A 24,398-nucleotide genomic window follows, 5' to 3' on the forward strand; every position below is an offset into this window, starting at 1 on the left:
ATCACCTCAGCGAAGTCCCTTGTCTGGAGGCCGTTCCTCTGCAGGCTGCCCTCGCAGAACGGCAGAAGGAGATAACCTGCGTGCCCAGGCGGCCCAGGGACTCTGCCCTGTGCCTGGCTATGCTGTCCGAGAGGTCTGTGCTCAGTGGCCCCCCCAGGGGTGCACCACAGCAGACCGCTCCCGAGCGGGAGGTCACGATCTGGTCCTCAACGACCTCCGCTCCTGCGGTCCTCATCATTGCCCTTATATCTTCCCTCATACCCAGGTGCCTGGAATACAGGCATGAATCATGGATGGCAAACCTTCCGGAGATGCGGGGCTTAATGAGTTTCAGATAGGGAATTACCTCTGCCTCGAGGCCGACGAGCGACCTCAGCCTGTTCAGGGCATTGGCCGTGTGCGGATCAACGGTTATTATCCTCTTCACACCCCCCCTGGAGTGGAAGAAGGAGGCCAGCTTCATACCGTACTCCCTGAACTCGTCCAGCATCCCAAGCTCAAGGAGGAGGCCACCACTGTATGGCTCCTCCTCATAGAGGTACCCGAACTGCACACCTGATGCCCTCAGCGCCCCCCCTGAGATGTTCCTCAGTATCCGGAAGGCCCTGTCCACGTCCTCCTTCTCTGGCCTGAAGAAAAACCTGCTGAGCGAGACCATGTACTGCGTGCCCCAAGCTGCACGAACCTGGGCAGCATCTCCTCGTATTTCCTGAAGAGGCCGGCCATCTGGTACATGTAAGAGGTGTAGATGATGCACTCCCCTCCCCCCCTCGGAATGTCTGAGGCCCAGGAGCTCATCTGCTCCCTGTTGAAGGGAAAGGGCACCATCTGTTCCATCAGGTAGGAGAACATCACGTTCCTCACGGCCTCCCTCTGCCTCATGACGGACTGCAGGTCAACCATTCCAGCACCACCATGACATGACAAGATGGGGGGGATAATACCCTGCCGTACAGTGGCACGAATACCGTACGTATCCTTCTGGGTGCTTGGTTCTATAGCACCTCGCGATCCAGGTTCCATGCGTTTCTTCTTCAGGATATGGGTGCGTGAGGGTTCCGAGGGAGAGTACAGGGAGAGGCACAGGGCTGTCTGGCCCGAGCTCATAGGGGGAACTTTCCAGGGCAGGTGTGAGGAACTACTCCATCTTCATGCGTGGCAACGAGGTATTCGGGTACTGGGAGTGCGATGACCTTCAGAGTACTCTTGAATACCTCTCCCGCAGCAGTGTGAACAGGAGGTGGCAGGAGCACATGGGGGACATCATAGTGAGGCGAGATGACTTTCCGGGCAACTACGATGAGGTCTTCCATATGGACTGACCTACTGGAGGTTCACGAGCATGCCACCGTCGGAGAGCAGGGAGGTGCCCGTGGTGTAGGTATTCTCGTCAGAAAGTAGGAAGAGTGCTGGGCCCACCATGTCCTCCGGGTCCCCCGAGCCTCCCAAGCACAGTCCTCTTCTCCATGTACCTCCTCTTCTCCTGGTCGCTCAGGTCTTCCCTGTTTATGTCAGTCACTATGGTACCTGGTTCCAGGGAGTTCACCAGTATGCCGTGGGGGGGACAGTGCTATGGCCAGGGAGTGCACCAGCCGTTCAGTGCAGACTTAGTTGGGGGGGTGTAGTGTGTCTGAAGCAGCCCCCCCCAACGTGGGCACTTATGGAGCTTATCATGAGTATCCTGCCCCCCCTCACCCCCCCGTGCGATACCATGTGCCTCGCGACAACCTGTGTAATGAGGAAGTGGCTCAGGAAGTTGACGTTCATGACCTTCACCAGGAGGTCCTTGTCTATCTCGAAGAATGGCTTGAATGGACAGATGCCGGCGTTGTTTACAAGCACGTCCACACCGCCCAGGAGTGAGATACACCTCTCAGCAAAGGGGACAGCCTCATCCAGGTTGGCCTGGTCCACACGAACCATGTAACCCTTCCTTCCGAGCCCCCCCTGCACCTCTCTCACAACTTCAGCCGCCTCCTTCTCTGAGGAAGAATAACCGATGCATACATCGGCACCTTCACGGGCCAGGCCTATTGCAATGGCCCTACCTATTCCACGAGAGCCACCGGTCACAATGGCCTTCTTACCCTCAAAACGGTGAGCCACGGCAATGGAAGGAGTAGGTGGGTAAAAACAGTTGTCCAGAAATGTACAGTTCACTCAAGCACGAACTCCACCCTCTTGTTCCTCTTGCCCTTGCTCTGTATCTTCGTCACCCTGATAGTCCCGACCTCCCTGGTGTTCGAGACGTGCGTGCCACCGTCTGCCTGCTCATCCAGGCCCTCAATCACTATTGTCCTCACGGTCTCCAGGCTGTTGAGCAGCTCCTTCCCGGGCTCAGTTCTCGCCAGGCCAGGCATCCTCAGGGCCTCCTCCCTGCTGATCAGCCTCTGGTAAACCCTGTGGTCCTCGTGCGTTACCTGGTTAGCTCCTGCACAACACTCTCCACGAACTCCCTGGTGAAGTCCTCAACATCGATGTCAAATCTGGCCCTGTCCTGGTATATCTGGCTACCTGTGAGCATGCCCTGCGATGAATGCCTTGTTGCCACTATGCCATCTATTATGTGTATGGCAGTGTGGTAGCGCATGTGGGCGTACCTCCTCTCCCAGTCTATCGTTCCGTGCACAGCCGCACCAGCACTGAACTGTGCAGGCCCATCCAGCAGGTGCAAGATGTCATCGCCCTGTTTCACAACGTCCACAACCCTCACAGTGGTGCCGTTGAAGGAGAGGTTGCCGGTGTCGTTGGGCTGCCCCCCCCACCAGTGGGGGGGTAAAAGGCGGTGGCGTCAAGCACCACTCCATCTTCTGAAACAGAGAGGACATGTGCATTGAACTCCTTCATGTACGGGTCTTCCCAGAAGAGCCTGCGCGTCATACCACAGGGTACACGTACATCCAAGAAATACTTTCATACTGAGGGATATTCCTAAACATAAATCAACAATTATGATTAACAAGTTTTTTATACTGAAATGAAATGCTTCACACATGGCTCTGATTAGGGATGAGGACAGGAAGTACCTGTCAGAGGAGTTTGAGAAGTACCTGAAGGACAAGGTTGACCTGGTCATTTTCAAGAGCGACTCCGAGGACTGCAAGTACTGCGAGCAGACCGTTGAGATCGGAAAGGAGCTCGCATCCATAAACAGCAAGATCAACCTTATAGTCTATGACTTCAGCGATGAGAAGGCGAGGGAGGAGTACGGGGGGGTCACGAAGTACCCTGCTGTGGTGGTGGCAAAGAGCGGAGAGAAGGACGGGAGGATAAAGTACTACGGCCTGCCCTCTGGCTATGAGTTCGGGTCTCTGGTGGAGGACATAAAGAACGTGTCCAGGGGGGGCGAGGCGCCAGTCTCGTCAAAGGCACTGGAAGTGATATCGAAGATTGACAAGCCCATAAAGATAAAGGTGTACGTGACACCCACATGCCCGTACTGCCCGAGGGCAGTGGGAACAGCGCACAAGTTCGCCATACTCAATAAGAACATAACCGGCGAGATGATCGAATCGCTGGAGTTCGAGAGTGAGGCCGAGGAGGTAGGGGGGGTATCGAGCGTGCCGCACGTCGTGATAAATGACGAGGTCCAGTTCGTCGGTGCCCTGCCGGACGACCAGTTTGCCCAGTACGTGAAGGAAGCCTACGAGAACGCATAAGGGCGGAAACAGAAAAAAACACTTTTTTATTCCCCCATTCCACTTTAATACCACATGCCTGAGTGGTACGAAGGGGGGGACGGCTGGTTCCCCTCAGAGTTCGGCGCGAGCGACGAGATGGGCACCCTGAACCTCGTGGACCAGAGGAAGGTCCTGCGGGCCCTCTCGATCCCGAAGAGGGGCAGGGTCTACAGGCTAGCACATGAGATATACAACGGCATGCCCGGAAGGACACAGTTCCATGGACCTTTCTTTTACCTCATTTCCCAGAGGGTCTACGACCACAGACCGCCTTTCAGGAAACCGGCGGTGAACAGGTTCGGTGGCGCTCTCGGGAGGCTCGAGATGAGCGACCACGCGGGGGGACTCACATAGACGCACTGAACCACATAGCGGTTGGCAACAGATATTACAACGGCATAGATGCCTTCGACGTCACCGGCACACAGGGCACCACACGCCTTGGAATAGACAAAACGCCGCCCATCGTCACCAGGGGGGCATCATGGTGGATGTCGCATCGGCCCTTGGCGTGGACATTCTGGAGAAAGGCCACGCAATCACTGTGGACGAGGCGAAGAGGTTCCTGAGGGACCACTCCCTGAGCATAGAGGCGGGAGACGCGGTCTTCTTCCACACTGGGATCTCCAGGCTCTGGGAGAATCCCCCCTCTGAATACAACACATACTACGAATCATCGCCGGGCGTCGGGTACGAGCTGGCCAAGTACCTTGCGTCCCTCCATGTCTCTGTCGTTGGTGCGGACGTGCCGTCGACGGAGGTGGAGCCTGCGGAGATCGAGGGGGGGGCCAGGCTCCCTGTGCACCAGTACCTCATCGCGAAGAGCGGCATAAGGATGATAGACAACATGAAGCTAGACGAGGTCTCAAGGGACAGGGTCTATGAGTTCCTGTTCCTCTGCTCACCCCCTGCCATAAGGGGGTGGCACAGCCTCACCGGTTGCGCCCGTTGCGGTCTCATGATTATCTAAATTACAATTTAGATAAAATTTGATATAACCTTATTTGTATCTCCATGCATGGGTTCCAGAGACGTTCTTGCCAGCATAGTGGAGAAGGTGAACAGCAGCGGTATCGGTGAGAAGGAGCTCTCGGGCTTCAACAAGACGTTCCAGTTCAAGGTGTCCGATGCCTCGCCCTTCTATGTCAAGATCGAGAACGGTAAGGTCTCCCTCAACGACGGAGAGGCACAGTCCCCCCCAAGCGCTACAATTTCAGCTACGGATGCACTCCTGACAGACCTTTTCAACGGCAAGGTGGATGCGGTTGCGGCGTTCATGCAGGGCAAGCTCAGGGTGTCAGGCGATATATTCTCTGCCCAGAAGCTGACGAGCATAGTCGGGAAGTACAGGAAGTGAATGTACATGCCTGAGAAGGCTGCGGTGATAGGCGCCGGCACCATGGGGGGGCACGGCATAGCGGAGGTATTCGCCCTGGCAGGCTACCATGTCGGCTTGACTGATGCCTACCCTGAGGCCCTGGAGAAGGCCAAGGTCTCCATAAGGGACAGCCTCTCGCGCCTTGTGAAGTCCTCAAAGATCACACAGGAGGCTGCGGAGCAGGTTTTCTCAAGGATATCCTTCGTGGGCACGGTGAGGGAAGCGGTGGAGGGGGGGGCGTCCATCGTCATAGAGGCCGTACCGGAAATAGAGGAACTGAAGAAGAAGGTCTTCTCCCAGCTGGACGAGCTCACGGGAAGCAGCGTCATACTTGCATCGAACACCTCCAACATCAGGATAACGTCCATAGCCGAGGGCCTCAGGCACCCGGAGAGGGTGGTGGGCATGCACTTCTTCAACCCGCCCGTGGTGCTCAAGCTGGTTGAGGTCATAAAGGGGGGGAGAAGACATCGGACGAGGCCTTTGAGAATGCGTACAGGATAGTGGAGAAGATAGGGAAAACGCCCATAAGGGTCATGAAGGACACGCCTGGCTTCGTGGTCAACAGGGTGAATGCGCCGGAGTCACTGTTCTTCTGCCTCCTCCTGGAGAAGGGCATGGCCAAGCCGGAGGAGGTTGATGCGTTTGCCAGGGGGGGGCAGGGGGGGCCCCCCATGGGGGGGCCGTACGAGCTCATGGACTACGTCGGCATAGACACTGTCGTCCACTCCCTTGACTACTACGCCAGGACACTGAGCCCTGACTATGGCAAGTGCAGGCTCTTCCACAGTATGGTGGAGAAGGGCATGCTGGGTGCCAAGACAGGCAGGGGGGGGTTCTACGAGTGGAAGGACCACAGGGCAGGTACCAAAGGCAAAGCAGCAGAGAACATTGACCTCCTCGACGTGCTTGCCCTCGAGGTGAACGAGGCGGTCAAGCTCATAGAGGACGCCATATCCTCTCCGGAAGACATAGAGGCTGGAGTGAAGCTGGGCATGAACAGGCCATTCGGCCCAATTTCGGTTGCCTCAAGCCTAACGAACGCAGAGATAAGGGCCAAGCTCCAGAAGCTGCACGAGACGTTCGGTGTGGACGTGTTCGCCCCGGCAAAGTCAATAGCGGAGGGCAGGCTGAGGGAGATCATACAGTCAAAGCCGGCAGCTCAGGAGAAGAAAGAGGAGAGAGCTGAAGCAGGTGGTGGGGGGGTTGGGACAGCTGCGAAGTACCTTAAGGTGGACAGGCCCTCCAGCAGGGTGGCCAGGATAATGATATCGAACACCAGGAACAACCTGATCAACCACGAGGTACTGACGGAACTGGAGGAGGAACTGAACAGGCTCTGGAACGACAGGGAGGTCGTCTCGATCATCATCACCGGCGAGGGAAAGAACACGTCCGCAGGAGCGCAGCTGACCCAGTACTTCTCGGGGGGGCCAGTGGACTTCATGGAGGCCTCGAGGAAGGGTGAGAGGGTCTACAAGCTGCTGCAGGAGATCCCAAAGATAACGATAGCGGAGATGAAGGGTTACACCCTCGGTGGAGGCTTCGAGCTCTCGCTCTCCTGCGACCTGCGGGTCGCCTCAGAGGACCTAGTGGCAGGTTTCCCGGAGGTCACGCTTGGCCTCGTGCCGGGCTGGAGCGGCTCGCAGAGGCTTGCCAGGCTTGTGGGCATATCGAGGGCCATGCAGTACATCCTGACCGGGGGGGACAGGAGGGGGGGTGCAAGCGAGCTTGTGGCGGACGGCCTGATCTACAGGGTCTTCCCGCCAGAGAGTGTGGACGAGGAGACGGTGAAGCTCGCATCCGAGCTAGCCTCCAGGGTCTCGCCTGTGGCTGCAGCAGCGGCCAAGCGCCTGGTCAACAGGGGGGGCGCCGATGTGGCCTATGACAGCGGCCTTGAAATGGAGGCCATGGCCATGGGCATGCTGTACGGTACCGAGGACCTGAAGGAGGGCATCTCCGCGTTCCTCCAGAAGAGGAAGCCTGAGTTCAAGGGCCGCTGACGGTGGCCCTCACCTTCAACTTTTCCTTAAGGAAGACGGATATATCCACAACCCTCTCGCTTTTTTTTAGGTTGCTGAAGCATATTGGGCATGCTGTGATTATCCTGCCGTTCCCCGCCTCAGAGAGCTCCCTGTACCTCTCTTCCGACACCTTTTCCGCCATCTCCGGAAAGAGGAGCTCGTCCGGCCCTCCGCAGCAGAAGACGTTCCTGCCGCTCCTCGGCGGCAGCTTCACCCTGGCGGCCTTTGAAAGCGCAATGTGCGCCCCCCCACGGTAGTCCATGTGCAGGACGAAGTGGCAGGGCTCGTGGAAAACAACCTCCTCGTCCTGCTCGAACTCAAGGGCGCTGAGGAGGTCTAGGTAGTATGTGACCTCGAAGTCAAAACGATCCACGAACTTCGGGTACGCATTCAACAGCAGGTCGTAGGTGTGCGGGTCGGTCACTATTATCCTCCTTATGCCCATCTTCCTGAACTCATCGCACACGGAGTTCGCGTACGTCCTGAACTCCCCGTAGTAGCCCAGGTCATAGAGGAACGTGCCGGGGTAAGGTTCGCTAGACCCCCCCAGGAACCTGAACTTCACACCGGCCTCCCTCAGCAGGAACTTTATGCTCTCCACGGAGGCCTGCATCTCCCTATCGACTTCCTCATCAGGCCTCTGCCTCAGGAGCCTGATGAGGAAAGGCATGCGTGCCACTATGCCAGCATTCCTCTCCGTGGCCTTCTCGCCGAGCCTTTTCCTGAGCTCCACGAGCACCTTACTGTAGCCCATTGTCTGGTACATCCTTCCAGTGTAGAGCAGCGTGTCGCCATCGCCTTCGCCCTCATCGCTGAAATCTGCGCCTATGGGGTTCCTGTACCTCATCGTCAGCCTCACGACCATGTCTCCGACCCTCTTCCTGTTCTCCCTGCCACCGCCCTCGACCAGCACTGCCCTGGCCAGCTCGCTAACCCTGCCGGCATTCACACCTGCTGGGCAGACCTGAAGGCAGGCGAAGCAGTCCAGGCAGGAATAGAAGGAATTAGCGTATCCTGGCGATACAGAACCCTTCTCCCTCTTCTCCCTCACCATCTCCCTTGCAATTATCACCCTGCCCCCCCTGGCACCCATGGCTGCCCTGTAGCCCGATGCCCTGTATGTCGGGCACACGCTCTCACAGAATCCGCAGCTGATGCACCTCTCACTCTCCTTGACCAGTTCCTCAAGTACGTTCAAGGAAACACCTTCCCCCCCCTGTTGAGGATGCCCTTTGGATCGAAGGTGGCCTTGATTGCCCTCATGATGTCGATGACGTATTCGGAATCCCTCATCCTGAGCTCCTCCCTCAGCAGCCCGATCTTCTCCATCCCTATCCCGTGCTCCGCAGAGACTGAGCCCTCAAGGCTGACCGCTATCCTCCCGATCTCCAACTGTAACCTGTCCACTTCCTCCATTACCTCCCTCTTCCCGGGGTCGGCGTAGAGGTTAATGTGTATGTTCCCGTCCCCCCCGATGTGCCCGAAGAGGGAGGCCCTGAAGCCCCCCCTCTCCCTTATCAGGTCCCTTATCCTCCTGAGCGCCTCCGGCAGCCTGCTGGCCGGGACCACAACGTCTCCGATTATGACCCTCTCTGAACTGTCCTTCCTCTCTTCGAGGAGCGATGAGTATGCGCCCTTCCTGGCCGCATACATCCTCTCCATCTCCTCCCGGTCTGTGGTGTAGCTTATCTGGCTCGGTGAGAACTCCCCCCCTATGATCCCCCCCACTGCCTCCTCAAGTTCCCTCTTGAGGCTCTCCCTCGTGGAAGCTATGTCCACCAGCAGGAGGTATTCTGCGTCCTGTGGGAACCTTATACCCTGGTGTGCTCCAGCGAGTCCATCGCTATGCGGTCAAGGAACTCCGCTATCATAGGCACCTTCCCCCCTCTTCTTCAGCTCCGCAGTTGCGAGACCAACGCTCTCTATCCTGTCGAAGTAAGCGGATATCCTGCCCCCCCTGGCCTCGGGAAGGGGCCAGATCTTGAGGACAGCCTTCGTGATCACACCAAGCGTCCCCCCTCTGATCCAACGAAAAGGGCTGTCAGGTCATAGCCGGACGTCCTCTTCAGTGTCTTTCCCCCCCCGAGCCAGAGCACCTTACCGTTCGGTATGACCACCTCAAGCCCCCCCAGCACCCAGTTCTTCGTAGTCCCGTACATCGCTGCCCTGAGGCCACCCGCGTTGGTCGAGATGCTACCGCCAACGGTGGCAGCCATGGAACTGGCGGGGTCCGGCGGGTAGAAGTGCCCGTACCTGGAGAGTTCGCTGTTAAGCCTGTCTAGCCTCACGCCAGGCTCGACAACCGCGTACTTGTCATCGGTCCTGATCTCCAGTATCCTGTCGAACCTGGCCATGCTGAGGACGACGCTCCCCCCCTCAACCGGTATCGAGGCGCCGGTCAGTGATGTTCCGCCTCCCCCCCTCACGACAACCGGCACGTCATTGTCGTTGCAGAACCTCAGGATCCTGGAGACCTGATCCACGGTATTTGGTATGCACACGGCCTCTGGCATCTGCCCCCCCGGAAAGTAAGAGGCATCGCTCATGTAAGGTATCATCTCCTTCTCATCAGTGATGATGGCGTCTCCGAGTTCTGCCTTAAGTGAAGATATGCCGGGCATCCTGCATTTAACATGTTTTCCGGGGATTTTACATTTCTCATATGGCGTTGCATACAGTTCCTGCATTCTCTGGAACTGTTTCTAAGGTAACCACCGAAAGCCCCTCTCTTCTCCACCTCTCGGCCAGGGAGCGGCCTGGCAGCTCACTAGCTTTTATACAATGCGGGATTCAAGAGGTGATGAACGTCAGCGACCTCATCGGCCGCAGGGTACGTGCACTGATCCTCGGGCAGTACCAGGAGAGCCTTACACCCGAGATGTACTTCAGGGGGGGCACACTGGTGGGGGGGTTTGACCAGGGCATCTTCATGATCAGGAACGAGGAACAGAGGGTCGTGACTTGCATACCATCAGGGCAATGCCTCCTCATAGCGCTGGAGGGGGCAGGAGTGAGATGAGCCCGGGCACAAGGATCGCATACCTCGTTCTGGCCCTTGCGGTAATCGCCTCATTCCTCTACTACTATGCGAGGATCGTTACAGTTATCCCGGGAAGGTATATAGTTTACCTGGACGCAGCCCTTGTGGTGGCCTCTTCTATCGTCGTTCTCAGGGCCCTCAGGCCCGTGGTGCGTGGCATGGCGGGCAGGGCCATAGGCGGGAGCGGCGCATCCCTCGCCACATTCATACTGGACAGCGTGGTCTACTTCCTGATGGCAGCGGCGGTCCTGTCTCTCTTCGGCATAAACGTCTACCAGGTCATACTCGGCAGCGCGTTCCTGGCCGCTGTCCTGGGCCTTGCAACCCAGAGTGTGCTGTCAAACTTGCTCACAGGCCTAATGATTGAGGTGGCCAGGCCATTCCGGGTGGGAGACGATGTGTTCATCTCGACCGCAACATCGGGCAGCAACTACATGACCTTCCAGTATCCCGTGATCGCACCCAAGTACTTTTCATCAGACGGCATGTACTCGCAGGGCGTCAGGGGGGGAAGGGTTGTAAACATATCCCTGAACTACACGTACCTGCAGTCCGCTGACGGGACTCTGACCGTGATACCGAACGGCAACATGGTGTACGGCGCTGTAGCCTCCTGGGGGGGAAGGCCAGGGCCTCGGCAATAAGGTACGAGGTACCGAAGAGCGTTGACCCTGTTAAACTGAGATCCTCTCTGGAAGGCGCACTCTGTGCTGGCATCCAGGATGGGGGGAGAACAGGGCTGAAATACTCATAGATGAGACAACACTGAATACGTACGTGATTTTGATAAGGCTCTGGGGAGACATGAGGGAGCAGGCCATGAACAGGGCGATGGCCGTGATGGAGGGTTTTAGGGCCAGGCCCATGGGCCTCAACAGTGGATGATCGGTGGTGGTATGGACAGCACAAGGAGAAGGGCTTACCTTAGGGCATTCTGGCAGCTCGTCGTGCTGCTGGTCATAATATTCGTCCTCGTGTACGTATTATCGTTCATACTTCACAGGGTCCCGCCCAGGTACTCGAGGTTCATAGATGCAGCTGCGGTGGCCCTGGTGGCGTACCTCTCTGTGAGGATACTGGTCAGTTACCTAAACTCCACTCTCACAGGAATCCTGGGTAGGACAAGGGTACACCCAGTGATCTTCGTGGTGAGGATGATCGGCTACTTTGTCATGGCCCTTGCCATACTGGCCGCCCTGGGAATAAACGTATCATCCATAATCCTCGGGAGCACGTTCCTGGCCGCCGTCATTGGCCTGGCTTCCCAGAGCGTGCTCGCGAACCAGTTTGCGGGCCTCCTCATCATAATCACGAAGCCCTTCAAGATAGGGGACAGGGTGTGGATACACGCCTGGCAGTTCAGCATCGCCTATGGTGTCATCGCCCCCCCGAAGTACTATTCGAGCGACTTCCTCTACAACAACGGCTTCGTTGGCACCGTTGAGGACATCAGCATCAACTACACCACACTCGTAACGGATGGTGGCGAGGTGGTGAAGATAGCGAACAACGTGCTGACCAGGGTGCCTTCAGGAACATCACCAAGGAGCCTGTGGTCCAGGTCAGGTACGAGGTGCCGAAGTACCTTGACGTCTCGCTGGTCAAGGAGAGGGTGAGGAAGGCCCTTGAGAACTTTGAGGAGGCCCTAGAGCCAATCACAATAGAGGTTGACGAGACGACCCTCAACACCTATGTGATCCTGGTGAAGGGCAAGTTCAGGAACCCGAGCCCATCGGCGGTGAGGAGCAAGATTCTCGAGAAGCTCATCACGGCCATCGAGCCCCCCCTGAGGACAGGTGGATAGGGCAGCCCCACACCTGTTGCCCTGAGGCCTGGAAGTGGCACACAGCCAGCGCAGTAAGCATTGAAAGGTTTATTTTGTCCTAAGGATTAGGCACGGCGTGCCACCGTAGCTTAGGCGGTAGAGCAGCTGACTTGTAATCAGCAGGTCGGGGGGGGTTCAAATCCCTCCGGTGGCTTGCGCTTAAGATGGTCTCACTGCATAAGGCCTGTGATCTCGTCACCCTTGGGGGGGTGCCATCTAAGTGGGCAGCCTGAGTATGGGCCAGCCGACAATCCACCGTGGGCCCCCCCACTGGCCTTAGGCCAGCAGATTCTTGGGAAATGCCTTCTTCATGAGGTACTGAACGAGCACGCACCTGGAAACGTGCCCCCCCGCAGGATCTGGTCTGCAGGCGCACCAACCTTTTGTGGCGTCAGTGCCCCCCCTCATGCGTGGCCTCAGGCCTGTGACAGCCCAAGAAATAGGTGACCTGGGGGATTATGGAAGTTTAATTACCCTCTTCCTGACCCAACTCCGGTATCTCCCTTATCCTCCTCTCCGCGATCTCGCAGTATTTTGCGGAAATGTCTATGCCAACGTAGTGCCTCCCGTACATCTTTGCCACCTTTGTGGTGGTACCGGCACCGTTAAAGGGGGGGTCAAGCACCACGTCACCCCCTGAAGCTGAAGAGCCTGATGACCCTCATGGCCAGTTCCTCGGGAAACATGGCTGGGTGCCCGAACTGATCCATGTTGCGCTCTGGCGCTATGCTCCACCTTGCGTAGACCCATCTCTTGAACTCCTCTCCTGTGAGGTCCGATGCCCTGTTCTCGCTTGGCTTCCTGATGTCCCCCCCTTTGGAGAAGACCTCAAGGAACTCCCATGTGTACTTCATGTACGGGCTCGAGGGGGGGCTGTTCCAGCTCCCCCATGCCGTGTACTTGCAGTTGTAGTTGTTCTTTTCCCACAGGATCTCATTGCGCCATATCATCTTCTTTTTCATGAAGAAGTTGGATACTATATGGTGGGCCGGTATGTAGTCTGAGAACAGGGGGGGCTGTATATCTATGACTATCCTCCCGCCGTACTTCAGGACCCTTATGCACTCGGATAGAACCCTGAAGAGCTTATCGAAGTATTCGTTCCAGTCCACATCGTCCTGGGTATCGGAGTATTCCAGGCCGAAGTTGTAAGGGGGGGTGAGGTGAAGACCAGGTCCACTGAGTTATCCGGGAAGTTCCTGAGCACCTCCTCGGAATCCCCCACATACTATCCTGTCCATGTACTCAGGCGGCAGTTCGTTGCTCTTCCTTGAGAAGCTGGAGCCTCTGCGTAGTAATGAATGTGCCTCCTCCTGGCCTTTTCCTTTCTGTTCACCACCTTCCTTTCCCTGTCGTAGCCCGCATATATCCTTGTCCCTGCCCGAATGCCGTAACTCCTTACAGATCGTATCTTTTCGAGCACGCTGTAAAAGATGTTGTCTCTACCGTAGTTGAACTCCCTGACGGCGCTCTCCACGTACCTCTCAAACTCTTCCAGGTCTATTTCCCTCAGGTAGATCCTGAGATCATCGCCTGAGGCTCAAGCATGAGTTTGCCCCCCCTGAAGGTTCTGTTAATTGATCCTATGATCTCCTGATCAGCGAATGAACGCTTCTCATACCTCACAGACAGGACCCTGAACTCCTCCTCCTGCGCCATCTGCACACCTTCACCCGTGAACCGTATGCACTCAGCCCCCCCTTAGGGGTATCTCTCAGGGCTTTCTATCCAGTCCCAATGCCCATTGCTACCGCCGTTAGCCCAGCCACCCACTTAAACAGTTTGCTCCAGGCACGACCTGTCCCACGGTCATTACAGGCGCAGATGCCACAAAGGGCCCGGCATTTCCCAGGGGGCATTTTTCAATGGCCTGCAGCCGTAACCCCCCCTTACTTGCCTTCGAACAGGGTGCACACTCTCAGTCCATGCCGGTAAGTCTCTGCGCTGGCCGAGCGTCCCTGGGGGCCTCCAGCAACCTGTACTCTTTAGCCCCCCCCGTGGACGCTTAACATTACGCGGTCCGGAACGTGCTTTCCTAGGGGGAATGTGCCGAGCAGATCAGGACCGCCTGCACGTATGGGACAAAACAGGGCATTCTCCCCCCCCATGCTAAGATAAATGCACCATCAGTAAGAGCAGAAAATTTGAAAAGTCGGTTCGAAGTCTCAAAAGGCACCACGGCATCCTTTCAGGATGCGATGGTGCTCTGCTGGCTTGCCTGTTCCAGGCTCTTCCCCCCCTTTGTCTCCCTGATCAGCAGTATGGTCATGGCTGCCGCCACAAGCGAGAAGGCTGAGAGCATTGCGAAGACACCGTTGAGGCCCAGGCCGCCTCCAGTGACGGTAGCGCGAACGTGAATATTGCTGCTCCTGCCTTTCCTGAACCTGCGGATATGCCGTGTGCTGTGGTCCTGAGCTGTGTGGGGAAAAGCTCGGTTGGGAGTATGAAGGTGGTGGAGTTGGGCCCTATGTTGCCGAACAGGAAGGACATGCCGTACATGCCCAGGAACAGCGGGAGGTCAGCCTTCAGTGGTGCATAGGCGATGGCGAACGTGAGGTATATGGCTCCCATTATGCCGAAGCCTGTCCACTGGAGGAGCTTCCTTCCGGCCCTGTCAATGAGGCCGAAGGCGATCCAGTACCCAGGTATCTCGAAGGCCGCCGCGATGATCATGTTCCCCACTGCTGTGTGGAGGGCAGAGATAACAGGGTTCGCAGCGGAGCCGTAGCCCATGGCACTGAATATTATCGAGTTGTTTATGGACGTGCCGTAGAAGGCCATGTCGAAGAGGAACCAGCTGCCCGCTGTGCCGACCAGGAGGGCTGCATACTTTGAGAGCGCTGACATGCGGACCTTTCCCGGTGCCGTCCCACTGCCGCCGGTCCCGACAGTGGAACCCACTATGTCTTCAATGGCCTTCTTTGCCTCCGCCACGTCTCCCCCCCTTGTGTGCAATGAATACCTTGGCGTCTCCCTTATCTTCCTCCTCAGGTATATGACCGATGCAGCCGGTATGGCACCGAACCCGAGCATGAGCCTCCAGGACTCAGCGGCAGGGAGCACGTGTATGGACAGGATACCGATTGCGGCCCCGAGGAGAAGGCCGAAACCCTGCATGGCGAACACCGCCTGCACCATCTTACCCCCCCTGCTCCTGATGTTCGAGTACTCGCTCATGATCGTGGAGCTGATCGGGTAGTCACCACCCACACCTATGCCGAGAATAAGGCGCGTTGCTATCAGCATCAACACGCTGTTCGAGAGGGCGGAGAGGACCGCGAAGGCCACAAGGATCGCCATCTCGAAGCCGTAGACGTACTTCCTCCCCCATAACATCCCCTATCCTCCCGAACACCAGTGCACCTATGACAGCCCCTATAAGTGCGGCTGCCCCCCCGATCAGGCCCTGTGTGAAGTGGTTCGTCACGCCGAACACACTGACTATCAGGGGCAGTGCAGTTGAAACCGCAAAGAGGTCATAGGCGTCTGTGAAGAAGCCCATGCTGGCCACCAGTACTGCCCTCAGGTGGAACCTCCCAGTGGGGGCGGTATCTGCCAGTTTCAGTATACTATCTGTCCGTTCGATCTCAGGCATACAGTGTGGGATTGACACTTAAACTATAAACATGCTCCCAATAAATTCGGAGAATATATAGTCAAGATATATTATATATAGGAAGACCGCATGGCCTCCCGGGGGGGCCATGTGCGGCCGGCGCCTGTGGCTCTCACACAGGCGCTTACGTAGCCAGGCCTCTGTTCCACGTGCGGTTTCCTCTGCAGAACTGGAACCCATTGCCAGCGGAATGCCGGGATCCTGTGTTTCTTTTCCGGAAAGCCGACATCAGGGTTATATTTTTATTCTCGATATGTCATTAGACATGGCTGGAGCCCGGTGCTGCCAGCCGGATCGGAAGTGCCTGAGATGTACGCCTGCTATCAGTACATGGCCTGCGTCCAAGGGGGGGGTCTGGCTCCCTGGATGCCGGATCGCAGAACAGCACCGGAAGGGTGGCACTGTTCTGGGATTCCGCATATATAGTTACGGTGGCATCGTTCCTGACAGTAGCCCTGGCCCTGAGGCCCTTTGCCCCCCCCTCCGTCTCTGCTGGCATCTTCCTTGCCTCAGGCACAGCAGTGTTCCTCGCGGGCTCCATAATGATATCCAGGGCCTCTGGAGGGGATGCCAGGATATCATTCCTGGCATCAGTGTACAGGAGGTGGAAGCTCCTCATATTCATGGCACTGGGATCAGCGTTCCTTGAGCTGAACCCCCGGCAGGGCCAGCGTGGTCACAGCCCTCAAGGTCGCTGTGCCCTCCGTTTCCGCCCTGGCACTCCTGGCGTACTCGATATACCCGGTGCTTGTGGAGAGGGGGGGCCTAAGGAAGATGAAGCAGAGCTACCTGTCCCTCGACGCCTCCCTGCTCCTTGATATCATGCACAGGTGGGGCAGCAAGATCAGGAAGTTTCCGGAGATACTTGTGCAGAGGAATGCGAGGAGTGCAAACGCATACACCATAGGCCTTATAGACCCGGTGGTGGTCCTGACAAGGCCACTGGTGGAGTCCATGAGCACGAGCGAGATCACGGCCGTCGTTGGGCACGAGCTGGGCCACATAGTGAACAGGGACGGCCTGAAGCTCTACGTCCTCTCACTCTCCATTCTCGCATCGCTCCTTACGCCCGTCTGCGTTCTGTCCTCATTTGACTTTGCCCTATCGCTGGTCATGGTGGCGGTCTCCCTCCTGGTAATCCTCTTCTTCTACCTTGTGGTTGTACCAAGGGTGAGGAGGGCCAGCGAGTTCAGGGCCGACATGTTCCTCTCTACTGATCCGGAAATGGCCAGGGAGTTCATACGCGCCCTGGTATGGATGGGTGAACTGAACTCACTGCCTGAGGGGGGGGACAGGTCAACAAGGACTCACCCGAGCCTCAGGGAGAGGATAGAGAGGCTCAGGGAAACAGTGAAGTAGTGGCTCTCACTGTGCTGCAGCCGGAACCCTCTCACCCCCCCCTGCGTATGAGGAAGGCAGTGGGGGATGAACAGGGCGAGGATCAGAAGAGACGTGAGGCCGGAGTAGACTGTGTAGTATACGCACAGTGAGCAGAGGAAGGCTGCGTTCACTCCTGTTGCCACAGCCATAACCCTCCTGCCGTTCCTGGCAGAGACCCAAGCACAGGTCGCGTTGTCGAACATGAACTCCAGCGTGAGGAATAGCCCGCTGAACCCAAGGAGGACGGAGAAGTAAGAGAAGACGTGCGGGGGGGATAGGCTCACCGCAAAGTCTATGGCGGCCACAGGTACCATCATGACCAGTACCGGTATGATGGGTGCGCCCCTCCTGTTAGTCTTCTCGAAAGCCTTCGGGAATATGCGGTCCCTGCCAAGTGAGAACCAGGCCCTGCTGAGAATGAACGCGGTGAGCCAGAGCGAGGTGGCGGTGCTGAGGACGACGGCCAGGACAACTGAAAACTCGCTTCCAGGCGACACTGTGCTGATCCATGTGTAGAGCGGGTCCAGCGAAGAGGCTAGGAGTGTACCTGGAGTCTCTGAAAGTATGAGAGGCATGAGCAGCAGGTATATGCACGTAACCATGACGAGGCCCAGGATCCCCGTCTTCCCAGGGTGGTACTTTGGCTCAATGGCCTCCTCGGCTGCGTAGCTGTCTATCTCCCAGCCATCCATTATAGTGGCCCCCCACCAGGAAGGCTGGCATGATGCCCGCTGTAGGCTCTATGAACCATTCCGGTCTGACCTTCACAGAGGCATGCGATCCAAGTGCCTCCAGCCCCACCAGGCAGGAATAGGCTATTATGAAGCCCTCCACAAGCAGGAAGAGGAGTGTGAGGAGGGCCGTGGGCCTGGCCCCCCCAGTGATCAGGATCGCTGACGAAATGCATATCCATGCCAGCCCGGTGACGGCAAGCAAGAGCCCACTGCTTCCCGTGCTGAGACCGAGTATGTGCAGTAGCTGGAGTGTGTACTGTGCGGCTGGAAGAACGATTGGCGGGATCGAGAGGAAGTATGCCAGAGTGACTATCCAGGCCTGCAGTGAACCGTACCTTGGCCCTATGAACCTGTTACCCCCCCAGTGGTATGAGGCACCTGCGTTTGGGGGGGATATTGAGTTGAGCATCCTGAGGGCCAGGGAGGAAATGAAGAACGATGGGAAGAGCGTGACGACCACAAAGAGCAGGTGAGTTCCAGCGTAGGAATAGAGGGCGCCTAGAGATGCTGAAATGCTGAACGCGGGCGCGACGCTGGAAACTGAGAGGGGGGGAAGGAGGTCATGGAACCTGAGCACCTTGCTCTTAAGGGGGGGCATATCAGGGTATCTGTGAAGTTAACTTAATTATTTGTAAGTAGACTTACATAACACAGCTAAGCCGTTAGCAAGTGAAGCACATCCCTGCCATGGGGGGGCTATCGAAAAGATAAGGTCAGAAAGGTTTGAGCAAATTAATTGGGTATCTCACTCTTCAGGAATGGTTGGATAAATACTGAATATTGCCAGGAGGAACCATGATACTGCAGCTCCTCCAGGGAGAAGTTAGCGGCAGCCTCTCAGGGTAAACACACCCTACTGAATGTATCATAATCTAGAATGACCCAAATTGAAACCCCGTGATTCTGGCATTGGTAGAACCGCAGGTGTTGCGTTCCTTCACACCCCCCCGGTACTGCCAGACCTGATAGCGCTGAGGCACCCCTTTATGTTCGCTATTATCTCTGATATTGAATACGGCACGATCTCAACGGGCAGCTCGTCAAGGAAGCTGCCACTGTCGCTGAAGACCCTGATCCTCTCCGCAACCTCTATGTCAGGCCTGGCTGATATTATTCTCCTCACGAGGCCATGGTCAATGACGAAGGAGAAATCGTAGACCGGTGAGTGGAATGTGACCTCATCATAATGCCCGAGGCTAATGACCTCCGTGACCTCCTTGCAGTTCTCGCAGGTGCCTATCTTCCTTGCATATTCAGAGGAACTCATCCCCCCCAGGCTCTTGGCATTGTTGAAGCAGTCCTTGCACAGCACGGGATGAGTGTCGTCGTACACCTCCATGATGTGGGACAGCGTTACCCTGTCCACGCTCTCGTACGCAGTAGCCTGGTATATGGCCTCTTGGAAGAGGCTGGCCACCGACTTCTTGTCAACCCTGAAGAGCTCGAGTATCTTAAGCCAGAACGCGAGCAGGGGGGGCACGGGGTCACTCTTCGCTATCTCCTTCACCCTCACGAGCAGCTCCTGGAGCCTCTGTATGGTCTCCTGCCTCTTCTCCTCCTCCCTCCTCTTCCTGGTGTCCCTGGCCTTCTTCGCGGCGTGGGCTATCTTCCTGGATATCTCCACCGCCTTCGGGTTCTCCTCCATCCACTTCCTAACGGAGGAGAGCCTGACGAGCCTCATTGGTGCAGCCCTAGAGTAGTAGGGGGGGTTCTCCACCTCTATGTGCGGTATCGTCCCTTCGTCGACAAGCCTCCTTAGCATGGACCGGTCGATATCGCAGACGTCGGCGGCCCTGGATATGGTAAGGTACGAATCAGACAGGGCCTCCCTCATCCTCTGCAGTTCCTCCTCAGAGAGGGTCTGCATCTCCCTCTCAAGGAGATCGTTGAAGTTGGGTACCTTCCTGACAAGGCTGGCCTCACTCCTGACCCTGTAGTCCTTTCCCCCCCAGTAGAACTTCATGGCCTTCCTTATGTTCTCGAGGGTCTCCTGGACACCGAGCTTCCTGAACATGGCCATGGTCCTGATGTATATCCATTCCCTGTCAGATATTTCCGGTATTCCCATCCCTCCGGCTCAGGTGGTGAATGTATCCTTTGAATAAATCTGTATCCTTTATCTGGATCCAGTCATAATATTTTCCACGCTGGCATGCTTTACTGGATACCCGGGCTCCTCTGCTCTATGGCTGGAACACAAAGCGGCACCATATCCCGGTTGCACTGCACCTTGTACCATCGGGGGGGACAGGGGGGAAACATTGCCCGCTTCGATTTTACCGCATGCCTAAGGTATTTATGTGCACACCTGCATCTATAGAGCATGGTAAAGACAACGGAGACAACCTTTAAGGGATCTGACGGGACGCAGGTGGAGCTCTATGTCGCAACTCCTGACAGCGGCAGGGCCCCTGCAGTGATAGTGACGCATGAGATCTGGGGGGGGCTGGAGGACCAGATCAGGGGGTGTGGCAAAGAGGTTTGCAGAGAAAGGCTTCGCTGCCTTTGCCCCCTAACCTTTACACGAGGCACAAGTCGGTGCTCACGCCCAAGAACATAGAGAACGCAATGTACAAGTTCTTCAGCCTGACACCCGAGGAAAGGCAGAACAGGGCCAAGGTAGAGGAGGTCATGAAGCAGCTGGATGAAACCGGCAGGAAGGTTGTGGAGATAGTCTTCAACGGCCGGCAGCAGCTGGAGAGGCAGATGGTCGATGACCTGAGGGCCCTGGTATCCCATGTGCGGGCCCAGCCGTTTGTTGACCCATCGCACGTGGGTGCCACAGGCTTCTGCATGGGAGGCGGTCTGACATTCCAGCTAGTGACGGAGGAGAAGCTACAGGCAGCCGTGATCTTCTACGGCTCGAACCCGAAACCGATAGAGAACGTGAGGAACATAGAGTGCCCTGTTATGGGGGGGCTGTACGCAGGCGAGGACATGGGAATAAACGCTGGCCTTCCGGAGCTCGTGGACGCCATGGTGAAGTCGAAGAAGCAGTTTGAGATGAAGATATACAAGGGGGGTGTGTCCACGCTTTCTTCAATGAGACCAGGCCTACTTACAACAAGGAGGCAGCTGAGGACGCCTGGGACAGGACGGTGAAGTTCTTCAGCAGGTACCTGGGGGGGGTGGCATAAGTGGACGACGACTTCGGCAAGGACCTGCTGGCTACCTGCTTCCTGAACTGGGCCAGGACCATAGAGATCGTCGAAGGGAAGGCCAGGGAAGAGGGTGGCAAAGGAGAGCATGGGGGGGGTGGCGGCCCTCCGGGGGGGCGACCTTAACCCCCATTCCATCCTGCATGCCGATTCATGGAGGGCACTTCCCGGGGGGGAAAACCGTCAAATTTCAAATATGTGGTCGCCTGTGTAACCGATGCGTGAGGATCCGGCTGAAAGGGATCTCAGGATAATAGGGGGGGCCCTGAAGAGGTTCGGGGGGGAGATGTCACTGAGCGAGGTGGCCTCACAAGTCTCGATGACAAGGATGGGGGGGGCCCTGAAGCGCCTGGCCTCCCTGGAGGAGAAGGGTATAGTCGGAAGGAGGGAGGTGAGGCAGGGCGTTGGCAGGCCCATGCACATATTCTTCCTTACGGACAGGGCCGAAACGATCCTGCAGGCCTCATACGGGAAGCTCCTCACGGAATTCATTGACTACCTGGAGAGGGATGGGAGGCGTTCCGTGATCACGGACTTCATCAGCGCAAGGTACGAGGTGCAGGCGCAGGCCTACTCCCTGAAATGTTCTGGCCTGGAGGGCGAGGAGCTCATGAAGCGCATCGAGGGGCTCAGGGAGGAAGACGGTTACATGCCGCAGCTGATAAAGGGGGTGGGCTGTTACGAGCTGCTCCAGTTCAACTGCCCCCATACTCTTCGTGTCCCGCAGGTCAGGGAGGCCTGCGGCATGGAGAGGAAGATGCTCAGCTGCGTCACCGGCATGGATGTGCAGGTGAGCCACACAATAGCGGAAAATGGTAAGGTGTGCAGGTTCATTTTCAGGCCACGGTCAGGAGACGACTCTCCTTAGGACCGATAGGGCTGCAAAGGCGTCCTTTTCCTGCACCCAGCCCATGTGGCCGATCCTGAAGTACCTGTCCCTGAGTGCCGGGTGTGGCCCGGTGGCAAACTCTATCCCAAGCTCCATGGACCTCTTCACTATCTCGCCTGCGCCCTCCCTGTCAAGCAGCACCGCGGTGACGGTGTTGCTCCTCAGCCCCCCCTCCTCGGCCAGGACGCGGAGGCCCATCTCCTCCACCCCCCCTCCCTGATTATGGATGCAACCCTTTCGTGCCTCCTCACCCTCTCCTTCATGCCCTCGTTCCTGATCAGGTCCATTGCCCTGGAGAGCGAGGCAACAGCCCCCCCACAGGCGGGGGGGTGGCGAAGTAGCCACCTATGCCAGTCTCCATGCCATCCATTATGGGCTTCCAGTTGCGGAGGTCCAGGTAGAAGGGTGCCATGCTCTCCCCCCGCCGAGCCTCTCCATGGCCCTGCCAGAGCACACCATCAGAGACGTTCCCGGCTGCGCACCCACCGCCTTCTGTGAAGCGGTGAAGAATACGTCCACCTTCCAGTCCTCCGCACTCACAGCCTCGCCCCCCCCAACGCTGGCGACGCCGTCCACAACGATGAGCGATACCCTGTCCCTGACCACCTTCGAGACCTCCTCGATGGGCATCCTCACTCCTGTGCTTGTCTCCACGTGCGTGGTTATGAATACGTCGTAACCGTTCTGCAGCTCCCTGTCTATCTCCTGCACCGAAACTGCCTTCCCGGGCTCGCTCCTCAGGAACTTATACCTGACGGGATACCTTGAGAGTATGCCTTCCCACCTGTCCCCGAACACACCGTTGCTCGCGACAAGCACCCTCTCGCCCTTCCTGAGGAGCGATGTGACGCTCTCCATGGCCCCCAGTGCCGCTGTACGGTAGGACAAAGGAGGAGTAGTTCCTGGAGACACCCATAACATACCTGGCACCCTCCAGGCATTCGCCATCCAGCCCACGAACTCTGGGGACGCGAACCCCCACGTCCGGGACCACTGAGGATATCTGTACATCCAGGTTGCCCACTGATGGGCCCACATGCATCAGTGTCCTTCTGGCCATGGGTGATACATACTTTCACCGTTAATAAATGGTGCAGGAAATTTTACCGTATGGATAGAAATAAGTACCATCTTAACGTTATCTGTCGTATGGAGAGCAAGGAGATCACAATCAGCAGGGGGGGACTTGAAGGCATATACATAGCGGAGACAACTCTCTGCAAGATAGACGGCGCCAACGGGCGCCTCTGGTATAGGGGATACCCCCCCATTGAGGTGCTGGCTGAGAACTCGAACTATGAGGAGGTCTCCTACCTCTTACTCTTCGGCAAACTGCCAAACAGGAAGGAGCTCTCCGCTTTCAGGGAGAGGCTTAAGGCGGAGAGGGACGTGCCGCCTGTGGTCTTCGATATAGTGGAGGAGATGTCCGGGAGGGCACACCCCATGGACGTCCTCAGGACATGCATCTCTTCGCTCTCGATATATGACGAGGACCCGGAGGACAAGTCACAGCAGGCAAACATAAGGAGGGCCATCAAGCTCATCGCAAAGACAGCGTCCATAGTGGCCTACATGGGCAGGTACAGGCAGGGCAAGGACTACGTGCCCCCGGACAGCTCCCTCGACCACTCTGCCAACTTCCTCTACATGCTCACGGGTAAGAAGCCGGACGAGATGGCTGCGAAGTTAATCGACCTCATGTTCATACTACACGCCGAGCACGGGAGCAACGCATCGACCTTCTCCACCCTCGTCACCGGCTCCACTCTGGCCGACGTCTACGCTGCCGTCACGGCTGGGGGGGCCGCCACCCTCAAGGGCCCCCTCCATGGGGGGGGAGCAGATGAGGCCGCCCTCAGGATGATGTACTCCATAGGCGACCCTGACAACACCGAGACTTACATTGAGGAGGCCCTGGAGGGGGGGAAGAGGAGGATCATGGGCTTCGGGCACAGGGTTTACAAGGCCTACGACCCGAGGGCAAAGATAGTCAGGAAGTACCTTGAACTCTACCAGGAGAGGAACCCATCTGAGGAGGTCTCAAGGCTGCTGCAGATTGCACTGCGTGCGGAGAAGCTCATGCTGGAGAAGCTCTCCAAGACCAAGGGCATATGGCCCAACATAGACTTCTTTGCAGGGCCGCTCTACAGGGCAATAGACGTGCCTGCAGAGCTCTTCACGCCCATATTCGCGGCAAGCAGGATGGTCGGCTGGTGCGCCCACCTCTTCGAGTACTGGCAGAACAACAGGCTGTTCAGGCCCCTGGACAACTACGTGGGCGAGGTGGATAAGAAGTACGTGCCATCGACCAGAGGGAGTGACCCTCTGGCCCACACCCCTGGCACAGATATGGGGGGGTGGGTTTGGATGCATGGGCTGCGGTGCCCTGGAGGGACAGCCACCATTGTGGTCTTTACCCTCAGGCGGTATATTTATTTTCAATAAGAAAAAATTAAGCCAAGACACTGCCTGTATGTCCTGTGAGGGAAGCAGAAGGCGTTCACATCCCAAGGAGGAGCACATACACAGTCGTTTCAGCCATGGGCTATTTTTTGGACGGCTATGACCTTAGCGTCATATCCGTGTTCACCTATGTGCTCGTGACTTTCAACATATTTAAGTACACGGAGTTCGAGGAGGCTTTCGTATCAGGTTCCGCCCTGCTAGGCGCGAT

29 protein-coding genes, 1 tRNA gene and 6 pseudogenes are annotated in these 24,398 nt (G+C 57.1%); 18 read left to right on the top strand and 18 right to left on the bottom strand.

Features of this window, described 5'->3' with window-relative positions; all coding sequences use genetic code 11:
- Position 1: 1 nt before the first annotated feature.
- Positions 2 to 658, bottom strand: a complete 657-nt coding sequence (locus JCM13583_RS06610; RefSeq protein ID WP_162509537.1) for a (Fe-S)-binding protein — start codon at positions 656 to 658, stop codon at positions 2 to 4.
- The gene (locus JCM13583_RS12535; protein ID WP_162509538.1) at positions 589 to 903 is read right to left on the bottom strand and encodes a hypothetical protein; all 315 of its coding nucleotides are present in this window, start codon (positions 901 to 903) and stop codon (positions 589 to 591) included. The genes JCM13583_RS06610 and JCM13583_RS12535 overlap by 70 nt, the downstream gene beginning before the upstream one ends.
- A 118-nt stretch (positions 904 to 1,021) precedes the next feature.
- Between JCM13583_RS12535 and JCM13583_RS06615 the strand changes: the two are divergent.
- Positions 1,022 to 1,322: pseudogene (locus tag JCM13583_RS06615) on the top strand (L-rhamnose mutarotase).
- A gap of 1 nt (position 1,323) precedes the next feature.
- Here the strand turns inward: JCM13583_RS06615 and JCM13583_RS12540 are convergent.
- The 4 genes and pseudogenes from JCM13583_RS12540 to JCM13583_RS06625 form a co-directional block, all read right to left on the bottom strand.
- Positions 1,324 to 1,449 (bottom strand): SDR family oxidoreductase, encoded by a 126-nt coding sequence (locus JCM13583_RS12540; protein ID WP_171823495.1) that lies wholly within the window; start codon positions 1,447 to 1,449, stop codon positions 1,324 to 1,326.
- Positions 1,391 to 1,546 (bottom strand): hypothetical protein, encoded by a 156-nt coding sequence (locus tag JCM13583_RS14000; RefSeq protein WP_171823485.1) that lies wholly within the window; start codon positions 1,544 to 1,546, stop codon positions 1,391 to 1,393. Before JCM13583_RS14000 ends, JCM13583_RS12540 begins: the two co-directional genes overlap by 59 nt.
- Before the next feature lie 50 nt (positions 1,547 to 1,596).
- Positions 1,597 to 2,076 (bottom strand): SDR family NAD(P)-dependent oxidoreductase, encoded by a 480-nt coding sequence (locus JCM13583_RS12545; protein ID WP_162509548.1) that lies wholly within the window; start codon positions 2,074 to 2,076, stop codon positions 1,597 to 1,599.
- 80 nt (positions 2,077 to 2,156) lie between these two features.
- Positions 2,157 to 2,880 (bottom strand): annotated as a pseudogene (locus tag JCM13583_RS06625) (alanyl-tRNA editing protein).
- 113 nt (positions 2,881 to 2,993) lie between these two features.
- Here JCM13583_RS06625 and JCM13583_RS06630 point away from each other — a divergent pair.
- The 5 genes and pseudogenes from JCM13583_RS06630 (at position 2,994) to JCM13583_RS06650 (ending at position 7,061) form a co-directional block, all read left to right on the top strand.
- Positions 2,994 to 3,659, top strand: a complete 666-nt coding sequence (locus JCM13583_RS06630; protein WP_075057120.1) for a thioredoxin family protein — start codon at positions 2,994 to 2,996, stop codon at positions 3,657 to 3,659.
- A gap of 54 nt (positions 3,660 to 3,713) precedes the next feature.
- A complete protein-coding gene (locus tag JCM13583_RS06635; protein ID WP_075057121.1) occupies positions 3,714 to 4,034 on the top strand; it encodes a hypothetical protein in 321 nt (106 codons plus the stop codon).
- 130 nt (positions 4,035 to 4,164) lie between these two features.
- Complete coding sequence (locus JCM13583_RS06640; RefSeq protein WP_075057122.1) at positions 4,165 to 4,650, top strand: cyclase family protein; 486 nt, start codon at positions 4,165 to 4,167, stop codon at positions 4,648 to 4,650.
- A gap of 48 nt (positions 4,651 to 4,698) precedes the next feature.
- Entirely contained in the window at positions 4,699 to 5,037 is a 339-nt protein-coding gene (locus JCM13583_RS06645) for an SCP2 sterol-binding domain-containing protein (protein ID WP_075057123.1), read from the top strand.
- Positions 5,038 to 7,061: pseudogene (locus tag JCM13583_RS06650) on the top strand (enoyl-CoA hydratase/isomerase family protein).
- Here JCM13583_RS06650 and JCM13583_RS06655 read toward each other — a convergent pair.
- Together JCM13583_RS06655 and JCM13583_RS06660 are read right to left on the bottom strand one after the other, a co-directional pair.
- Positions 7,048 to 8,280: a (Fe-S)-binding protein gene (locus tag JCM13583_RS06655; protein ID WP_075057124.1), complete on the bottom strand. Its 1,233-nt coding sequence runs from the start codon at positions 8,278 to 8,280 to the stop codon at positions 7,048 to 7,050. The pseudogene JCM13583_RS06650 and the gene JCM13583_RS06655 sit on opposite strands and share 14 nt — an antisense overlap.
- Positions 8,277 to 9,703: pseudogene (locus JCM13583_RS06660) on the bottom strand (FAD-binding protein). Before JCM13583_RS06660 ends, JCM13583_RS06655 begins: the two are co-directional and overlap by 4 nt.
- Positions 9,704 to 9,882: 179 nt before the next feature.
- Here JCM13583_RS06660 and JCM13583_RS06665 point away from each other — a divergent pair.
- From JCM13583_RS06665 to JCM13583_RS06685, 5 genes are all read left to right on the top strand, one after another.
- Positions 9,883 to 10,101: a hypothetical protein gene (locus JCM13583_RS06665; protein WP_075057125.1), complete on the top strand. Its 219-nt coding sequence runs from the start codon at positions 9,883 to 9,885 to the stop codon at positions 10,099 to 10,101.
- Positions 10,098 to 10,766, top strand: a complete 669-nt coding sequence (locus JCM13583_RS06670) for a mechanosensitive ion channel family protein (RefSeq protein ID WP_075057126.1) — start codon at positions 10,098 to 10,100, stop codon at positions 10,764 to 10,766. The genes JCM13583_RS06665 and JCM13583_RS06670 overlap by 4 nt, the downstream gene beginning before the upstream one ends.
- 252 nt (positions 10,767 to 11,018) lie before the next feature.
- Positions 11,019 to 11,738, top strand: coding sequence for a mechanosensitive ion channel (locus tag JCM13583_RS06675; protein WP_171823496.1), 720 nt, complete (start codon positions 11,019 to 11,021; stop codon positions 11,736 to 11,738).
- The gene (locus tag JCM13583_RS06680) at positions 11,675 to 11,926 is read left to right on the top strand and encodes a hypothetical protein (protein ID WP_162509541.1); all 252 of its coding nucleotides are present in this window, start codon (positions 11,675 to 11,677) and stop codon (positions 11,924 to 11,926) included. The genes JCM13583_RS06675 and JCM13583_RS06680 overlap by 64 nt, the downstream gene beginning before the upstream one ends.
- 99 nt (positions 11,927 to 12,025) lie before the next feature.
- Positions 12,026 to 12,101, top strand: a tRNA-Thr gene (locus JCM13583_RS06685).
- Positions 12,102 to 12,413: 312 nt separating this feature from the next.
- Here JCM13583_RS06685 and JCM13583_RS12550 read toward each other — a convergent pair.
- The 5 genes and pseudogenes from JCM13583_RS12550 to JCM13583_RS06710 form a co-directional block, all read right to left on the bottom strand.
- Positions 12,414 to 13,172, bottom strand: a pseudogene (locus JCM13583_RS12550) (site-specific DNA-methyltransferase).
- A 3-nt stretch (positions 13,173 to 13,175) separates the two neighbouring features.
- The gene (locus JCM13583_RS06700; protein ID WP_075057130.1) at positions 13,176 to 13,424 is read right to left on the bottom strand and encodes a hypothetical protein; all 249 of its coding nucleotides are present in this window, start codon (positions 13,422 to 13,424) and stop codon (positions 13,176 to 13,178) included.
- A 32-nt stretch (positions 13,425 to 13,456) separates the two neighbouring features.
- On the bottom strand, positions 13,457 to 13,606 hold the full coding sequence (locus JCM13583_RS14005) for a hypothetical protein (protein WP_171823497.1): 150 nt from the start codon (positions 13,604 to 13,606) through the stop codon (positions 13,457 to 13,459).
- A 606-nt stretch (positions 13,607 to 14,212) separates the two neighbouring features.
- Positions 14,213 to 15,283: an MFS transporter gene (locus tag JCM13583_RS06705; RefSeq protein WP_162509542.1), complete on the bottom strand. Its 1,071-nt coding sequence runs from the start codon at positions 15,281 to 15,283 to the stop codon at positions 14,213 to 14,215.
- Positions 15,284 to 15,822: 539 nt separating this feature from the next.
- Positions 15,823 to 16,104, bottom strand: a complete 282-nt coding sequence (locus JCM13583_RS06710; RefSeq protein WP_162509543.1) for a hypothetical protein — start codon at positions 16,102 to 16,104, stop codon at positions 15,823 to 15,825.
- 131 nt (positions 16,105 to 16,235) lie between these two features.
- Here JCM13583_RS06710 and JCM13583_RS06715 point away from each other — a divergent pair, with 131 nt between their 5' ends.
- Positions 16,236 to 16,922 (top strand): M48 family metallopeptidase, encoded by a 687-nt coding sequence (locus JCM13583_RS06715; protein ID WP_075057132.1) that lies wholly within the window; start codon positions 16,236 to 16,238, stop codon positions 16,920 to 16,922.
- Here JCM13583_RS06715 and JCM13583_RS06720 read toward each other — a convergent pair.
- From JCM13583_RS06720 to JCM13583_RS06730, 3 genes are all read right to left on the bottom strand, one after another.
- On the bottom strand, positions 16,871 to 17,635 hold the full coding sequence (locus tag JCM13583_RS06720) for an amino acid permease (RefSeq protein ID WP_075057133.1): 765 nt from the start codon (positions 17,633 to 17,635) through the stop codon (positions 16,871 to 16,873). The two genes, JCM13583_RS06715 and JCM13583_RS06720, sit on opposite strands and share 52 nt — an antisense overlap.
- Positions 17,589 to 18,275 carry an APC family permease gene (locus JCM13583_RS06725; RefSeq protein WP_075057134.1) on the bottom strand — a complete coding sequence of 229 codons (687 nt, stop codon included), beginning with the start codon at positions 18,273 to 18,275 and terminating at the stop codon, positions 17,589 to 17,591. Before JCM13583_RS06725 ends, JCM13583_RS06720 begins: the two co-directional genes overlap by 47 nt.
- A 339-nt stretch (positions 18,276 to 18,614) precedes the next feature.
- Complete coding sequence (locus tag JCM13583_RS06730; protein WP_075057135.1) at positions 18,615 to 19,745, bottom strand: helix-turn-helix domain-containing protein; 1,131 nt, start codon at positions 19,743 to 19,745, stop codon at positions 18,615 to 18,617.
- 255 nt (positions 19,746 to 20,000) lie between these two features.
- On the opposite strand from JCM13583_RS06730, the gene JCM13583_RS12555 reads away from it, so the two are divergent.
- The 4 genes from JCM13583_RS12555 (at position 20,001) to JCM13583_RS06740 (ending at position 21,703) form a co-directional block, all read left to right on the top strand.
- Positions 20,001 to 20,237 carry a dienelactone hydrolase family protein gene (locus JCM13583_RS12555; protein ID WP_162509544.1) on the top strand — a complete coding sequence of 79 codons (237 nt, stop codon included), beginning with the start codon at positions 20,001 to 20,003 and terminating at the stop codon, positions 20,235 to 20,237.
- Positions 20,216 to 20,779 carry a dienelactone hydrolase family protein gene (locus JCM13583_RS06735; protein WP_171823498.1) on the top strand — a complete coding sequence of 188 codons (564 nt, stop codon included), beginning with the start codon at positions 20,216 to 20,218 and terminating at the stop codon, positions 20,777 to 20,779. Before JCM13583_RS12555 ends, JCM13583_RS06735 begins: the two co-directional genes overlap by 22 nt.
- Before the next feature lie 35 nt (positions 20,780 to 20,814).
- Positions 20,815 to 20,961 carry a hypothetical protein gene (locus JCM13583_RS14010; protein WP_171823499.1) on the top strand — a complete coding sequence of 49 codons (147 nt, stop codon included), beginning with the start codon at positions 20,815 to 20,817 and terminating at the stop codon, positions 20,959 to 20,961.
- Between the two features lie 91 nt (positions 20,962 to 21,052).
- A complete protein-coding gene (locus JCM13583_RS06740) occupies positions 21,053 to 21,703 on the top strand; it encodes a hypothetical protein (RefSeq protein WP_075057136.1) in 651 nt (216 codons plus the stop codon).
- On the opposite strand, the gene JCM13583_RS06745 is transcribed toward JCM13583_RS06740, so the two are convergent.
- Both JCM13583_RS06745 and JCM13583_RS06750 read right to left on the bottom strand, forming a co-directional pair.
- Entirely contained in the window at positions 21,683 to 21,931 is a 249-nt protein-coding gene (locus JCM13583_RS06745) for a hypothetical protein (RefSeq protein WP_171823500.1), read from the bottom strand. The genes JCM13583_RS06740 and JCM13583_RS06745 overlap by 21 nt on opposite strands.
- Before the next feature lie 162 nt (positions 21,932 to 22,093).
- Complete coding sequence (locus tag JCM13583_RS06750) at positions 22,094 to 22,645, bottom strand: aminotransferase class V-fold PLP-dependent enzyme (RefSeq protein WP_171823501.1); 552 nt, start codon at positions 22,643 to 22,645, stop codon at positions 22,094 to 22,096.
- 228 nt (positions 22,646 to 22,873) lie between these two features.
- On the opposite strand from JCM13583_RS06750, the gene JCM13583_RS06755 reads away from it, so the two are divergent.
- Together JCM13583_RS06755 and JCM13583_RS06760 are read left to right on the top strand one after the other, a co-directional pair.
- Entirely contained in the window at positions 22,874 to 24,169 is a 1,296-nt protein-coding gene (locus tag JCM13583_RS06755) for a citrate synthase/methylcitrate synthase (RefSeq protein ID WP_075057139.1), read from the top strand.
- Positions 24,170 to 24,204: 35 nt separating this feature from the next.
- Positions 24,205 to 24,398: pseudogene (locus tag JCM13583_RS06760) on the top strand (MFS transporter); the annotation flags it as partial.

This window comes from Thermogymnomonas acidicola JCM 13583 (assembly GCF_001316105.1).
Classification (GTDB): domain Archaea; phylum Thermoplasmatota; class Thermoplasmata; order Thermoplasmatales; family Thermoplasmataceae; genus Thermogymnomonas; species Thermogymnomonas acidicola.